The sequence below is a fragment of the Aeromicrobium sp. REDSEA-S32_B7 genome (assembly GCF_001626145.1).
Classification (GTDB): Bacteria; Actinomycetota; Actinomycetes; order Propionibacteriales; family Nocardioidaceae; genus Aeromicrobium; species Aeromicrobium erythreum.
Window position 1 is genome coordinate 1 of record NZ_LUNF01000187.1, and the last position, 14645, is coordinate 14645.

Annotated in this window: 14 protein-coding genes; 5 read left to right on the plus strand and 9 right to left on the minus strand. The window is 73.0% G+C overall.

The window, feature by feature from the left end; translation table 11 throughout:
* The first annotated feature begins 73 nt into the window (after positions 1-73).
* Positions 74-661, plus strand: a complete 588-nt coding sequence (locus A6Q79_RS12855) for an antibiotic biosynthesis monooxygenase (RefSeq protein WP_286690858.1) — start codon at positions 74-76, stop codon at positions 659-661.
* 30 nt (positions 662-691) lie between these two features.
* On the opposite strand, the gene A6Q79_RS12860 is transcribed toward A6Q79_RS12855, so the two are convergent.
* The 5 genes from A6Q79_RS12860 to A6Q79_RS12880 form a co-directional block, all read right to left on the minus strand.
* Positions 692-1165 (minus strand): universal stress protein, encoded by a 474-nt coding sequence (locus tag A6Q79_RS12860; RefSeq protein ID WP_067860380.1) that lies wholly within the window; start codon positions 1163-1165, stop codon positions 692-694.
* Positions 1166-1198: 33 nt separating this feature from the next.
* Complete coding sequence (locus A6Q79_RS12865) at positions 1199-2578, minus strand: APC family permease (protein ID WP_286690857.1); 1380 nt, start codon at positions 2576-2578, stop codon at positions 1199-1201.
* 80 nt (positions 2579-2658) lie between these two features.
* A complete protein-coding gene (locus tag A6Q79_RS12870) occupies positions 2659-3150 on the minus strand; it encodes an SRPBCC family protein (protein WP_067860378.1) in 492 nt (163 codons plus the stop codon).
* Positions 3151-3304: 154 nt separating this feature from the next.
* Positions 3305-3478 (minus strand): CstA-like transporter-associated (seleno)protein, encoded by a 174-nt coding sequence (locus tag A6Q79_RS12875; protein ID WP_144433812.1) that lies wholly within the window; start codon positions 3476-3478, stop codon positions 3305-3307.
* A complete protein-coding gene (locus tag A6Q79_RS12880) occupies positions 3475-5676 on the minus strand; it encodes a carbon starvation CstA family protein (protein ID WP_286690856.1) in 2202 nt (733 codons plus the stop codon). Before A6Q79_RS12880 ends, A6Q79_RS12875 begins: the two co-directional genes overlap by 4 nt.
* A 347-nt stretch (positions 5677-6023) precedes the next feature.
* Here A6Q79_RS12880 and A6Q79_RS12885 point away from each other — a divergent pair, with 347 nt between their 5' ends.
* The 4 genes from A6Q79_RS12885 (at position 6024) to A6Q79_RS12900 (ending at position 9837) form a co-directional block, all read left to right on the plus strand.
* Positions 6024-6389, plus strand: coding sequence for a hypothetical protein (locus A6Q79_RS12885; RefSeq protein ID WP_144433811.1), 366 nt, complete (start codon positions 6024-6026; stop codon positions 6387-6389).
* A 2-nt stretch (positions 6390-6391) separates the two neighbouring features.
* Complete coding sequence (locus A6Q79_RS12890; RefSeq protein WP_317698577.1) at positions 6392-6886, plus strand: bifunctional adenosylcobinamide kinase/adenosylcobinamide-phosphate guanylyltransferase; 495 nt, start codon at positions 6392-6394, stop codon at positions 6884-6886.
* A gap of 130 nt (positions 6887-7016) precedes the next feature.
* Positions 7017-8369 carry a M20/M25/M40 family metallo-hydrolase gene (locus tag A6Q79_RS12895; protein WP_286690854.1) on the plus strand — a complete coding sequence of 451 codons (1353 nt, stop codon included), beginning with the start codon at positions 7017-7019 and terminating at the stop codon, positions 8367-8369.
* Between the two features lies 1 nt (position 8370).
* Positions 8371-9837, plus strand: coding sequence for an MFS transporter (locus A6Q79_RS12900; RefSeq protein WP_286690853.1), 1467 nt, complete (start codon positions 8371-8373; stop codon positions 9835-9837).
* On the opposite strand, the gene A6Q79_RS12905 is transcribed toward A6Q79_RS12900, so the two are convergent.
* Genes A6Q79_RS12905 through eccD form a run of 4 tightly spaced genes read right to left on the minus strand, consistent with a single transcriptional unit; the run spans position 9824 to position 14440 of the window.
* Positions 9824-11023: a S8 family serine peptidase gene (locus tag A6Q79_RS12905; protein ID WP_067860367.1), complete on the minus strand. Its 1200-nt coding sequence runs from the start codon at positions 11021-11023 to the stop codon at positions 9824-9826. The two genes, A6Q79_RS12900 and A6Q79_RS12905, sit on opposite strands and share 14 nt — an antisense overlap.
* A complete protein-coding gene (gene eccB, locus A6Q79_RS12910) occupies positions 11020-12381 on the minus strand; it encodes a type VII secretion protein EccB (RefSeq protein ID WP_289016999.1) in 1362 nt (453 codons plus the stop codon). Before eccB ends, A6Q79_RS12905 begins: the two co-directional genes overlap by 4 nt.
* 3 nt (positions 12382-12384) lie before the next feature.
* Positions 12385-13071, minus strand: coding sequence for an LPXTG cell wall anchor domain-containing protein (locus A6Q79_RS12915; RefSeq protein WP_067860363.1), 687 nt, complete (start codon positions 13069-13071; stop codon positions 12385-12387).
* Between the two features lie 19 nt (positions 13072-13090).
* A complete protein-coding gene (gene eccD / locus A6Q79_RS12920) occupies positions 13091-14440 on the minus strand; it encodes a type VII secretion integral membrane protein EccD (RefSeq protein ID WP_067860361.1) in 1350 nt (449 codons plus the stop codon).
* Positions 14441-14645 lie beyond the last annotated feature (205 nt).

Sequence of the window (14645 nt, forward strand, 5' to 3'; positions counted from 1 at the left end):
GTGGAGATCGTCACCCAGCGGCGGGCACCGGCGGACGCGACGGCGGCGGCACCGACTTCCTAGTCTGGGGGGCATGAGCGAGCACGCCCCGTCTCCCGTCCCCGTGACCGTGTCGGTGACGCGCCACGTCGACCCTGCGCACGAGGACCAGATGGTCGCGTGGCTGCGGGCCGGCTCGGAGCTGGCGGAGCGCTTCGACGGCTTCCTCGGCTCGGGGTGGGTGCGCACGTCGCCGACGTCGGGGGAGTGGCACATGCTGTTCCGCTTCGCGAGCGACGCCGACCTCGACGTGTGGATGTCGTCGCGGCAGCGCCGCTGGTGGCTCGACAGCGCCCAGGGCATCGCCGACGAGACCCGGCTCGAGCGTCGCACCGGCATCGAGGGCTGGTTCGACGACCCGTCGCGCGTCGACCTGGAGGACCTGCGCTCGGTCCCGGTCGCACCGCCACGGTGGAAGCAGATGATCTCGATCTTCATCGTCTTCTTCCCGCTGAGCGTGGTGACCAACGAGATCGGCGTGCACTACCTGGCCGACGTGTGGCTGCCCCTGCGCGTGCTCGTCACGGTCTGCGTCATGACGCCGCTCATGACGTACGTGCTGCTGCCGTGGGTCACCCGGCTGCTCGGGCCGTGGCTGCACCGTCAGCCCCGGTCGCGCTGAGCCGCGCGCGACCACCCGGCTCAGCGAGGGTCAGGCCTTCTTCGCGGCCCGGCGCACCGGCTTCCGCGCCGGCTTGGGGCCCGGACGGTGCACGAGCACGGGGCAGGTGGCCTGGTTCAGGACCTTGTGCGAGACCGAGCCCATGAGCACCGCCTGGGTGCGGGTGCTCTGGCTGGCGAGCACGATGAGGCCGGAGTCGAACCGCTTGGCCGCCTTGATGATCTCGTTCGCCGGCGCGCCGCTGTAGACGTGCGTGGTGACGGGCGGGCCCCAGCCGTCGAGCGCCTCGGCGACCTTGAGCGTGGCCTGCTCGGCCTCGCGGCGGAACGACAGCTCGACACCGCCGTCGGCGCTGCCCTCTGCCGCGAACGGCACCGCGGCGAGCGGGCTGACGACGGCGACGACGCTGACCTTGGTGACGCTGTCGGCGTCGACGACGTGGCGCAGGTACGTGGCGGACTGGAGCGACTGCTTCGAGCCGTCCGTGGCGACGAGCACGTGCATGGGCTTCTCCTGGGTGGGTCGTTGCGGGTGAGGCTAGCCGGACAGGTCGGTGGGGTCGAGGGCGTGCGGCTGGTGACGCATCGCGAAGGCGTTGACGCCGTACATCACGACGCCGATGGCGACGATCGCACCGCACCACAGGATCGAGCCCCGGTCGTTGATCATCGTGTGCACCAGGATCGCCACGTTGGCGACCACGCCGACGACGAGGATGACGATGGGCGCGGAGTAGTGCTCGTGCTCGACGGGCGTCCCGCGCAGCGTGAGCGCCGCGAGACAGACCATGCCGTACACGACGATGAGGAACAGGACGGTCACCGTGGCCAGCCGGTCGACGTCGGCCACGGCGAGCAGCAGGCACACGATGGCTGCCGTGAAGACGATCGAGACCCACGGGGTGCGGCGGGTGGCGTGGGTGCGGGCGAAGATCCGCGGCACGATGCCCTGGCGCGCCATGCCGTACATGATGCGCGACTGCGCCACGAGGGAGACGAGTGTCGTGTTGGTGACGGCCACGAGCGCGATCGCGGAGAACACGAGCTCGGGCACGGGGATGGGGCCGTTCTGCACGACGGTCAGCAGGCTGCCGTCCTCGCCCTTGTTCGCGGTGAGCTGGTCGAGCGGCGCGACCATCGACGCGATGAACGCGATGACCATGTAGAGGATGCCGGCGAGGGTCATGCCGCCGAGCAGCGCCCGCGGGAACGTCCGGCTCGGGTCCTGCGTCTCCTCGGCGATGTTCGCGGCGTTCTCGAAGCCCGTCATCGCGAAGAACGCGAGCGCCACCCCGCCGAGGACGACGAGCGTCGGGTTGCCCTCGTTGAGCTCGAACGGCTGCTGCAGGTTCGCGTCGCCCTCGGCCAGGACGACCACGCCGACCGCGAGGATGATCAGCAGGCCGGTCGTCTCGATCAGCGTCATGACCATGTTGGTCCACACCGACTCGGTGATGCCGCGGAAGTTCAGCAGCGAGAGTGCGACGATGAAGACGATGGCGACGAGCGTGACCGACGCACCCTCGACGAAGGACTGGAAGTAGGTGCCGCCGAAGACCCGCGCCAAGGTGCCGGCGGCGGCGATGGTGGCGGCGAGCAGGCAGAACGTGACCATGAAGGTCAGGAACCGGTTGCCGAACGCCTTGTGCGTGTACAGCGCGGCCCCCGCGGCCTGGGGGTACTTGGTGATGAGCTCGGCGTAGGCGAAGCCGGTGAGCAGTGCGACGGTGACGCCGATGACGAACGACAGCCAGAACGCGCCGCCCACCGTGAACGCCATGACGCCGATGAGGGCGTAGATGCCGGAGCCGAGCACGTCGCCCAGCACGTAGAAGAACAGCAGCCGGCCGGTGATGGACCGCTTCAGCTCCTCCTGCTGCCCGGCACCCCCGGCTGCGCTCGTGGTCTGGTCGCTCATGCGGTCCCTCCCGATCGCGTGTTCCGTCGATCGTGGTGGCAGGGACGGGTGCGCGCAAGCCCAGGCGGGTTGCAGCGCGGTTACGAGCCGCGGACGTACCCGAGCCGCGCCGCCCGCTCCAGGATCCCGAGGGTGGCCTTGAGACCGTCCTCGTCGACGATCGGGAACTGGTCCTTCCAGTCGTCCCGCGCGTGGCTCCAGTCGAGCACCGACGTGACCTGCGTGCCGCCGTCGACGGGTTCGAGTCGGTACCCCCAGCGGTGCCCGATCGGTGGGCGCACCCGGCCGATGATCGACCAGGTGATCAGCCGGTCGGGCTCGTACTCCTCGATGACGACCGTGACGTCGTACTCCTTGAGGTCGGGGATGTCGCCGTAGGACTCACGGTCCATGTGCACGAGGAACCGGTCGCCGACCGCGGCGACGACGTCGCCCTCGACCGACTGCAGCATGCCGGAGGCGTCGATCGCGACGTGCCCCCACGGGTCGCGCAGCACCGCGAAGATCGTGTCGGCGGGCGCCTTCACCACGCGGCCGGTCTCGATGCGTTCGTCGGGGTAGCGCTCGCTCATGCGTCCATCGTCGGCCGCAGTCCCGCGTCGCGCACCCTCGCCCGGCCGGCCTGCTTGCGTGGGGCCCCACGCAAGCAGGCTCCGCCCACCGCAAACATGCGCCCGATCTGCGCGTTTGCGTGGGGCCCCACGCAAACGCGCACGTGCGGGCGGGTCAGCAGCAGCGCGCCATGGGGGCGTGCTCGATCCGGTCGGCGCGGTGGCGCTCGAAGGCGCGGCGGGTCGTCGGCTCGACGCCGTCGCGCTCGCAGGCCGCGAGGTAGTCGTCCCACGCCGCCTCGCCCGTGAACTCCCGGACGAGGCGACGAAAGCGCGCGAAGCGGCTCATCGGTGACCCCGCTGGCCGGTGAGCTCGCCTCGCTCGGCCTCCCACGCGGCGACCGCCTCCTTCTCCTCGCGGGTCGCGACGAAGTCGGCCGGCGCGACGATCTGCGACGGCGTGTGAGGCACCTCGGTGGTGGGCAGCGACCCGACCCGGACCGCGCGCACCCAGATCACCACGGCGTTGGCGACGACGACGATGACGAGCAGCGCGAACACCGCCTGGATGACGCCGTTCGTCGTGGAGTTGCGGATGATCTGGTCCATCTGGCCCGGGTCGGCCGCCGGCGCCAGCACGTCGCCGGCGTCGCGCGCCTCGCGGTACCGGTCGGCCTGCGCGAAGTAGCCGATGGCGGGGTTGTCGCTGAACACCTTCTGCCAGCTCGCCGTCATCGTCACGACGAGGTCCCACGCGAGCGGGATGCCGGGCACCCACACCCACCTCAGCTTGCCGTGCTTGAGCAGCAGGGTCACGCACAGCGTCAGGGCGATGGCCGCGAGCAGCTGGTTGGCGATGCCGAACAGCGGGAAGAGCTGGTTGATGCCGCCGAGGGGGTCGCTGATGCCGATGTAGAGGAAGTAGCCCCACGCGCCCACCGTGACGGCGCTCGCGCTCCACGCGGCGGGCCGCCACGAGACGTCGCCGAAGCGGGTCCAGACGTTGCCGATCGTGTCCTGCAGCATGAACCGGCCGACGCGGGTGCCGGCGTCGACGGCGGTGAGGATGAACAGCGCCTCGAACATGATCGCGAAGTGGTACCAGAAGGCCTGCAGGTTGCCGCCGAACGCCTGGTGGAAGACCTGCGAGAGACCGAAGGCGAGGGTCGGCGCGCCGCCCGTGCGCGACACCAGCGTCGACTCCTCGATCGACGCCGCGGCGGCGGTGAGGTCGCCGGGCGTGATCGTGAACCCGAGCTGGCTGACGAACGCCGCCGCGCCCTCGGGCGTGCCGCCGGTCGCGCCGGCGGGGGCGTTCATCGCGTAGTAGAGGCCCTGGTCGATGACGACGGCCGCGATGAGGGCGCTGATCGCCACGAACGACTCCATCAGCATGCCGCCGTACCCGATCATCCGGACGTGGCTCTCCTTGGCGATCATCTTCGGCGTCGTGCCCGAGGCGATGAGGGCGTGGAAGCCCGACAGCGCACCGCAGGCGATGGTGATGAAGACGAACGGGAACAGCTTGCCCGCGAACACCGGGCCGTCTCCGTCGACGGCGAAGCTCGTGACCGCGTCGGCCTGCAGCGTCGGCGCGGCGATGACCAGGCCGACGGCCAGCAGCACGATGACGCCGATCTTCATGAACGTCGAGAGGTAGTCGCGCGGCGTCAGCAGCATCCAGACCGGCAGGATCGACGCGACGAACCCGTAGACGACGAGCGCGATGACGAGGTGCTCCTTGCTCAGCGTGAGCGCGTCGCCGAGGCCCAGCTGGTCGACGTACCCGCCGCCGACGATCGCGAGCAGCAGGAGCACGACGCCGATGGCGGTGGTCTCGAGGACGCGACCCGGGCGCAGGTAGCGCAGGTAGAAGCCCATGAAGAGCGCGATGGGGATGGTCAGGCCGATCGAGAAGACGCCCCACGGCGACTCCGCGAGCGCGTTCACGACCACCAGCGCCAGCACCGCGAGGATGATGATCATGATCGCGAAGACGGCGATCAGGGCAGCGGTGCCGCCGACGACACCGATCTCGTCGCGCACCATCTGGCCGAGGCTCTTGCCGTCGCGGCGCATCGACAGGAACAGCACGACCATGTCCTGGACGGCGCCGGCGAGGATGACGCCGACGATGATCCAGATGGTGCCGGGCAGGTAGCCCATCTGCGCCGCGAGCACGGGACCGACGAGCGGACCGGCGCCGGCGATGGCGGCGAAGTGGTGGCCGAACAGCACCCGACGGTCGGTCACCTCGTAGTCGACGCCGTTCTCCAGGCGCTCGGCCGGGGTCGCGCGCGTGTCGTCGACCTCGAGGACCTTGCGCGCGATGAACCGCGAGTAGAAGCGGTACGCGATGGCGTACGACGACAGGGCGGCGAACAGGATCCACAGCGCCGACACGTCCTCGCCGCGCGAGAGCGCGAGGACGGCCCAGCAGACGGCGCCGACGAGGGCGACCGCCGACCAGACGACGATGGTGCGGATCCGGCTGCTCCCGCCACCGGTGCCGGTGGGCTGCGGGGCGGTCGGGGTGCGGGTGCTCATGGGTCTCCCGGGGTGGTGCAGCAGGACAGGACTCGGGCGCGGGGCGGCGGGACGAGCCGGCGCGCCGATCCATCCGACCACGCGTGACCCGGGTCACGCCAGTTGCGTACGTTGCGTCGCGCCGAGCGGTGCCGGTCCGTCGGCGAGCGGCGTGCGGCTCCCGTCGCCGGGCGCGCGTCGACCGTCTGCGGACCGTGGGCGGGACGCCTGCACCACCCAGCGGCTCGAGCACTCGACGGACGGGCAGGTCGAGCGTACGGTGCGCTGTGAGGCAGGTCACACCGACCGTCTCGTCGGGGGGTCGCCTGTGGGCGTCCCAGGAGAAAGGGATCACCATGAAGCGTTCGATGAGACTTGCAGGCGCAGCGGCCATGGCGGTGGGAGCACTCGTCGCCGTCGGACCGACGACGGCCGGACCTGCAGTCGCCGCCAACGACTGCACCGCCCCGCGCTGGGACGTCCACCCGGACCTGATCAGCACCGGCACGTTCAGCTGGGGCGACGGCACCGCCATCCGCACCGCCGGCTACAACGACTGCACCATCGTCGGCCGCGGGTACCCCAACCAGGGGATCGACGTGCACTGCAGCCGGCAGAACGACAACGGCGTCTGGTGGGTGTACGCCCGCAACACCAGCACGGGGAAGGCGGGCTGGGCGAGCTACAGCGCCGTCTACACGTCGGGCAGCGTCCTGCCGCCGCGGTGCTCCTGAGCGTGACCGCGGAGTCACTGGTGGTGGCGCACGAGCAGGTCGTCTACGTGGCCCCCGGACCGCCGGCCGACCCCGACGACGACCCCGAGTGGGCCCACCGGGTGGCGCTGCACCAGGAGCGTCGTCCGTCACACTGGACGACGCTCGAGACCACCGACCTCGAGTCCGCCATCGAGGACGGGGACGACGGCACCGCCGTGCTCGTCGACTGCCTGGGCACCTGGCTCACCGCCCAGCTCGACGAGCTCGACGCGTGGGACGCGATCCGCGAGGACTGGGAGCCGGTGCTGATGGAGCGCGTCGACGCCGCCGCGTCGGCGCTCGCCCGGACGTCGCGCACCGTCGTGCTGGTGACCAACGAGGTCGGGATGGGCGTGGTGCCGGAGCACCGGTCGGGCCGCGTCTTCCGCGACCTGCTCGGCGTCGTGAACCAGCGGTTCTCGGCCGAGTGCGACCAGGTGCTCCTCGTCGTCGCCGGACGCGTCCTCACCCTCTGACCCCTCGACCCCGCTGAGCGTGACGTTCGCGGGGCGATGTGGGCGTCGTCGCCCCGCGAACGTCACGCTCAGAGGGGTGGGGGCGGTTCGGGGGAGCGGGATGGACCCGGGGAGGGGCTAGCGTCGGGGAGTGCACCCCGACGTCGAGATCCTGCGCGCGGCGATCCGCGTGCCCACCGTGGCCGACCGCGACCCGGCACTCACCGACCCCGAGCCGTTCGCGCGCCTGCACGCGCTGCTCGCCGAGCACTTCCCGCTCCTGCACGCGCAGCTCGAGCGCGTCGACCTCGGCGACGCCGCCCCTCGGGCGCTGCTGTGGCGCTGGGCCGGCGCGTCGCCCGACCGTCCCGTGGTGCTCATGGCCCACCAGGACGTCGTCCCTGTGACGCCCGACGACCCGTGGACGCACGACGCGTTCGCCGCCGACGTCGTCGAGACGGCCGAGGGGCCGGCCGTCTGGGGACGCGGCACGCTCGACGACAAGGGCCAGCTCGTCGCGATCTGCACGGCCGTCGAACGGCTCCTCGCCGACGGCTTCGAGCCGGCGCAGGACGTCTGGCTGTCCTTCGGGGCCGACGAGGAGGTGTCGGGCCCCTCGGCGCCGGCTGCCGTCGCCGAGCTGGCCCGTCGTGGGGTGGAGCCGTGGTTCGTGCTCGACGAGGGCGGCGCGGTCGCCGGGCAGGCGTTCCCCGGCGTGTCGGCACCCGTCGCGGTCATCGGCTCCACCGAGAAGGGCACGACCACCCTCTCGCTCACGGTCACCGGACGAGGTGGCCACTCCTCCACGCCCCCGACCCGCGCCCCCGCCGCGCGGCTCGGTCGCGCGCTCTGGCGGCTCGACCGTGAGCAGTTCGGGGTCAACGTGCCCGGTCCCACCGTCGACCTGCTCCGCCGGCTCGCCGGCCACCTGCCCCTGCCGCTGCGCGCGCTGCTCGCAGGCGCCACGCGGACCCCGCCGGCCGTGCTCGGTCGCGTGCTCGTGGCTGCCGGTCCGGAGACGGCGGCGATGGCGCGCACCACGATGGTCGCGACCACGCTCGTGGGGGCTCCGGCGCACAACGTCATCCCGGCCCGGGCGCGCGCCGAGGTGAACCTCAGGATCATGCCCGGCGAGAGCGTCGCCGCCGCGGTGGAGCACGTGCGCGCCGCGGTGGACGACGACGAGGTGGTCGTCGACGTCGTCGAGGCCAACGAGCCGAGCCCGCTGTCGCCCACCACCGAGCCGGAGGCGCAGGGTGCGTTCGCCCTGCTCGAACGGACGGTCGGCGCCGTGTTCCCGGACGCCGTCGTCACGCCCTACGTCATGATGGCCGGCACCGACAGCCGCACCTTCACCGCGATCTGCTCCCGCGTGTACCGCTTCGCGCCGCTGCGGATGAGCAAGGAGCAGCGGGCGTCGATCCACTCCTACGACGAGCACGTGCACGTGGCGGCCTGGCTGGAGGGCGTCGACTGGTACGTGGCGCTCCTGAGGGGGCTGTGACGTGACCACGACCGCGACGCTGCACCGCTCGCTCTGGTCCGTCGTCGGGTTCCTCGTGGCCGTCGAGGTCGTGAGCGGCGTCCTGCAGGGCTTCTACACCCCGATCTTCTCCGACATCGCCCGCCATCTCGGCATCCGCGACGCCGACGTCAACTGGTTCGAGGCCGCGCAGCTCGTGCTGTCGGCGCTCGCCGTGCCGTTGCTGGCTCGGCTCGGCGACCTCTGGGGGCACCGCAACGTGCTGCTGCTGTCCACGGCCGTGACCGCGGCCGGGTCGTGGACGCTCGCCCTCGCGCCGGGCTTCTCGACGTTCCTCGTCGGCTGGGCGCTCCAGGGCGCCTACGTCGTGTGGCTGCCCGTCGAGGTGGCGATCATCCACCGTCGCACCGCCGGCCGGGCCGACCAGCACCGGACGACGCGCCGCGCCGCGGCGTTCCTCGTGGCCGCGCTCGAGACCGGTGTCATCGTCGGTGCGCTCACGTCGGGCGCCCTCGTGGAGGCGACGTCGATGACGGTGCTGCTGTGCCTCCCGGCCGTCGCGGTGACGGCCTGCCTGCTCGTCGTCTGGTTCGGCGTCGAGCGCGACCGCGGCCAGGCCTCGGGCGGCTACGACTACGCGGGACTCGGCTGGCTCACGGTCACGCTCGGCCTGCTGATGGGTGGCCTCATCGCCATCCGCCTGCTCGGGGCCGGGTCGCCGGTCCCGTGGCTCCTGGTCGCGCTCTCGCTGGCGGCGCTCGCCGGACTCGTGCGGTTCGAGGCGGCGCTGGGGGCGAGGGTCGATGGCACGGTCGCGCCGTTGATCGACGTGCGCACGTTCGCCCTGCGCGCCCAGTGGCCTGTCCAGCTCACGGCGTTCCTGTTCGGGATGTCGGTGCTCGGCGCGCAGATCCCGCTCTCGACGTTCGCGCGGACGGACCCCGACGTCGCGGGCTTCGGCCTCGGTGCGTCCGCGGCGTTCGTCTCGACGCTCATCGGCGTCTACGTCGTCACCATGGTGGTCGGCGCGCTGTCGCTGCCGCTGCTCGCCGGCCTGCTCGGCCCCCGCGTCGCGATGGTCGTCGGTTGCACGCTCGTCGGTGTCGGCTACGGCCTGTTCCTCCCGCTGCACGACAGCGCGGGGCAGACCCTCACGAACATGGGCGTCGCCGGAGTCGGGTCGGGCCTGCTGGTGGCGGCCCTCCCGGCCGCCGCGGCGGCAGCAGCACCGGCCCACGCGACGGGCTTCGCCACCGGCATGACCAACGCGACGAAGACGGTGGGCGGCGCGATCGCCTCCGCGGTGTTCGCCATCGCCCTCGCCTCGACCGGCTCGATCGACGACCCCGCGCTCGGGCACGCGCCGCTGTCGGGCTACCTGACGGTCTGGGCGGTGTGCTCCCTGTCGGCGCTCGCGGCGGCGGTGGTGCTGCTGGTCACCCGTCGCGGCGCCGGCGCGACGCCCGAGGGAGGAGTCAGCGCGGGGTGAGGCGGCGTCGACGTCGGGCCCACGGGGCCAGGACGAGCGCCACCGCCGTCGCACCGGCGGCGCCGAGCAGCCACCAGGCCAGCTGGTGCCGCGTGCTGTCGAGCGGGTCGCGTCCGGCCACGGTCGGCAGGATCGTGGATTCCTGCGGCGCCGACGCCGCCTGGGACGTGCCCGGTGCCGCGTTCGAGGTGCTCGTCATGGCGGCGACGGGCTGGATCGTGCCCCAGCCCCGGGTGTCGTCGCGCTGGTCCTCGACGGGTCGGTCCGCCGTGGCCAGCAGCCGGTTGACGACCTGGCGGGGCGAGTCGTCCGGGAAGCGCTGGACGAGCATCGCGGCCAGGGCACTCACGTAGCCCGTGGCGTAGCTCGTGTACGGGTGGTCCAGGCCCACGAGGCAGTCGCCGTTGGAGCGGAACGCGGTGAGCACGTTGGCCCCCGGGGCGGCGACGTCGACGTGCGGGCCGTGCACGCTCCAGTCGTCGACGGCACCCGCGGCGTTCGTCGCCGCGACCCCGACCACGCCGTCGAAGCCGGCCGGGTACTGCACCTGGGTGAAGGGGGCGTCCTCCTGCGTGTTGCCCGACGCCGCCACCACGATGGCACCGCTGCGCAGGGCGACCTCGGTGGCGCGACGCAGCGCCGGGAGGTCCTTGTCGGAGGAGCCCGTCGTGAGCGAGACGTTGATGACGTCGACGCCCTGCTGGGCCGCCCACCGGATGCCGGCGGCGACGTCGGCCGTCGTGCTGCCCTCGCCGAGCACACGGACCGGCACGATCGTGGCCTCGGGCGCGGCCCCGATGAGCACCGAACCCGTCGCGCGGCGGGCGGCGATGATGCCCGCGAGGGCCGTGCCGTGGGCGTAGGGGTCCTCGGTGGCCTGGCCGCCGATGAAGGACCGACCGGGCTCCACGCCCGACCGCAGGTGCTGGTTGCGGGTGTCGACCCCGGTGTCGACCACGGCCACCCGGACACCCTTGCCGGTGCCCTCGCGCCAGGCGTCGGGGAAGCCGGCGTCGCGCACGTTCGTCATCGCGGTCGGGTCGGAGACGAGCTGCGTGCGGCCCACCTCGCAGCGCCCCTCCTGCGCGTTGGGCGGCTGGTCGACGGCCACGGCCGGTGCGAGCGGCGTCAAGGTGGGCAGCAGCAGGGCCGCGCCGGCGACGACGTGCGCGAGACGCAACGTCACTGCTTCGCCCCGTCAGCCGCCTGCACGGCCGCGGCCAGCGAGAGCTCGGGGCCGCTGGAGAACAGCTCGACCCACGCGCGCGGCGTCGCGATCGGCTCGACCGACTCGTAGCCGAGCGCCCGCAGGACGGTCGGCACCTGGTCCTTCGGCCCGATCGCGAACCGGGTCCCGCGGGAGTCGACGAGGAAGGTGGTGTCGTTCGTGCTCGCGCGGGAGCGGGTCGTCGAGCGGACCAGCGCACCGCGACCCTGCTCGACACGCACCAGACGCTGGGCGCCCGTGGCGCGCGCCTCGTCGCGGGTGGCCTCGGCCAGCACCGGCGTGCTGGTGGCGCCGTCCTCGCCGGCCACCAGCTGCAGGCACGGACGACGGTCGTCGCTCTGGTCGGGCAGCTCGGTGGGCCAGTCGCCGGGCACGACGCCCGACGCGCTCTGCGCCGGGACGGACTGCACGTCGCCGACGTCGACCTGCTGCTCCGGCAGGCGGCTCGTCGCGGTGTAGACGGCGTACGCGAAGTCGCTGAGCTGCACCAGGCCCCGGCGGCCGAGCACGTAGCCCGTGCCGTCGACGGAGACGGGGGTTCCGACGACGTCGAGGCCGGCGACCCCGGTGCTCCCGCTGAAGCGGCTGCCGGAACCGGGCACGGTCAGCGGGGCCAGCGACGTCCCCTCGGGCACGAGCTGCAGCCAGGCGTCCGACGCCGGGAACGGGTCGTCCTGCCCGACCCCGACACCGCGCAGCACCGACTGGCCCAGCCGGCCGGCCGGCACGGCGTAGCGTCGTGAGCCCGACACGAGCCAGAGCCGGTCCTTCGTGTCGCGGGCGAGCAGCGAGTCCTGGCTCGAGCGCCGGGTTCCCGGGGTGTCGCTGACGTCGACCGTCAGCCCGCCCTGCTCGTTGGTGCACGCGCTCCACCGGTCTTGCACGAGCAGCGACGCGGGGGTCAGGTAGTCGGGCGCGCCGGGGATGCCGACGGGCTGCGACTTCGGCTCGTCGACGAGCACGTCGTCGGGGACGTAGGAGACCTTCACCTGGTCCTGGCCCGCCAGGGCGAGCCGGGCCGAGGTGATGTTGATGACGGGGAACAGCGTGCCCTCGTACTGCACGAACCGTGAGCCGCTGTCCTTCGCGATGACCAGGCCGTTCTCGCGCCAGCCGTCGCCGACGGCGGGCTTGAGCACACCGGCGACGGCGGCACCGGCCACCAGCAGGGCTGCCAGCACGATGCCGCCGGCGAGCGTGCGCCCGTAGCGGACGGGTTCGACCTCCCGTCCGCCCGGGGCACCGCTCAGGAACGCCGTGACGAGGCGACGGCGGTTGAAGGAGTGCGCCTCGACCAGGTCACGCTTGCTCGCCATCCGTCAGACGAGACGGTGGCGGGCCGAGTACGGCCGGCGCAGCAGGACGCCACCGATCAGCAGGAAGACGGCACCCAGGGCGGCCAGCAGGTTCAGGCCGCCCTCCACACCCGTGGCGGGGAGCTCCTCGCCCCGCGGCGTGGCCGCGGCGCCGGAGCCCGACGCGACGAGCCCACCGAGGGAGGAGTCGAGGCCGCTCAGGCCCTGCGGCACGGAGTTGCCGAGGCCCGGGGCCACGGCACCGCCGTCGGAGACGTTGCCGCCGCCGCCGTTCCCACCGCCGTTGCCGCCACCGTTGCCCCCGCCGTTGCCGCCGCCGGGCGTCGGGATGGTGGGCGTGGGCGTGGTGGGCTGCGGGGTCGTCGGCTCCGGGTCCGGCGTGGGGATGGTCGGCTCGGGCACGGTCGGCTCCGGGTCCGGAGTGGGGATCGTCGGCACCGGGATCGTGGGCACCGGGATGGTGGGCTCCGGGTCGGGGTCGAGGATCGGGAAGCAGTCGGGGTCGAGCGGGTTCACGAGCAGGTCGCAGTCGCCGTCGACGAGGGCTGCCGCGTCGACCGCGGCGGCGCGGGCACTCGCGTCGGCCGTGGTGTCGGTGTCGGCGGCGAACGCCAGCTGGGGCAGCGAGAAGGACAGCAGGACGGCGCCCACGGTGAGGGCGGCCCCGGAGGTGGCCTGGCGCAGCTTCATGAGGTGTCTCCTTGGTAGTTCAGGACCGGACGGCGGCGACGATGCCGACCGCGATGACGAGGAGTGGCAGGAGGGCGACGAGTGACGCGAGCTCGACCACCTCGACGAGACGGCCGCGCACGACCGACTCCTCGGAGCGGACCAGCGTGGCGACGAGGGTGGCCGCAGCAGCGACGACGAGGACGATGACGAGCTCCAGGCGCCACTCGGGCCGGAGCACCAGCACGCTCAGCGCGACGGCGAGCAGTCCGGCTCCGGCGCCGGCGAGCCCGACGCCGACCTCGGTGCCGGAGCGCAGCTGGCGCGTGCGGGCGAGCAGGACGACGCTGACGCACACCGTGGCCAGCGCTCCGGTGACCCCGAGCGTGACGGCCAGGGGCGCGACGAGCAGGAGCAGCACGCCGACGGACGCGGTGAGGGCCAGGAAGATGCTGTGCCCGGTGGCGGCGCTGGAGCGCACCTGGTCGATCGAGACCTCGTCGGGGTCCGCGACCTCGACCGTCGGGTCCTGCGGCTGGGCGGCCGAGCCGCCGACGAGCGTCAGCGACAGCGCGGGCAGCAGGCTGGAGAGGATGGTCAGCACGGCGAGCAGCGTCAGGTACGCCTCGGGCGCGCCGATGTCGGTGGACGCGACGATGGAGCTGGTCATGGCCACGAGCGCGCCGACCACCAGGCCGGGTGCGAGCAGCACACGTCGCTCCACGGTCCCGACGAGGGCCAGGGCCGCGGCGACCGCGGCCCCACCGCCGGCGGCGGCGAGCGGCCAGCCCAGCAGACCGGGCTCGTCGAGCGCGGTGAAGCCGCCCACGGCGGCGAACACGGTGGCGCTCCAGCCCAGGACCAAGGCGACCTCGGGCTCGCCCTCCAGGCGGGCGAGCACGATCGCGGCGGTGACGAGCACGAGCGCGACCACACCGGCGAGCGCGCCGGCCACGACGCTGGGACGCTCGAGGCTGATGGTCAGGGCGCCGAGGGCGAGCAGCGCGGTGGCGGCGACGAGGGCCGTCCGACGGGCCGCGGTGGGCGCCCACGGCGACGTCGTGGACTCGACGACGTCGGCCATCGCCTCGACGACGTCGTCGTAGACACGCCGGCGACCGTCGGAAGCCGGTGCGAGCACGAGCACCGCACCGTCGTGCACGTGCTGGAAGGTCAGGCCGCTCGTCGACGAGAGCTCGCGGCCGTCGCTCAGGTGCAGCACGAAGCCGCGGTGCGACGTGGTCGGGTCGAGGGCGCCGAGCGTGCGGGCGATCTCCGGCACGAGCTCGGCCACCGGCACGGCTGACGGCAGCGCGAGGTCGGCGCTGCGCTCGTCGGTGCGCACCGTGACACGGACCAGGCCGGTGGGTCCGGCCTCGGTCGTGGTCATGGGCGACTCCGGGGGCGCTGCGGGTACATGGTCTCGGCTCTCGTGCGGTCGGTCGGACAGGAGTTCCCGCCAGGCCGCGGACGCGACCTGGCGGGGAGGAGGTGGTGGGTCAGCCGCCGAAGGAGGCGCGGTTGGCGTTCTCGGCGCGGCGGTAGTCGGCTGCGGAGTCCGAGACGGCGGTGCCGGTCTGGGCGAGGGTGGCGTT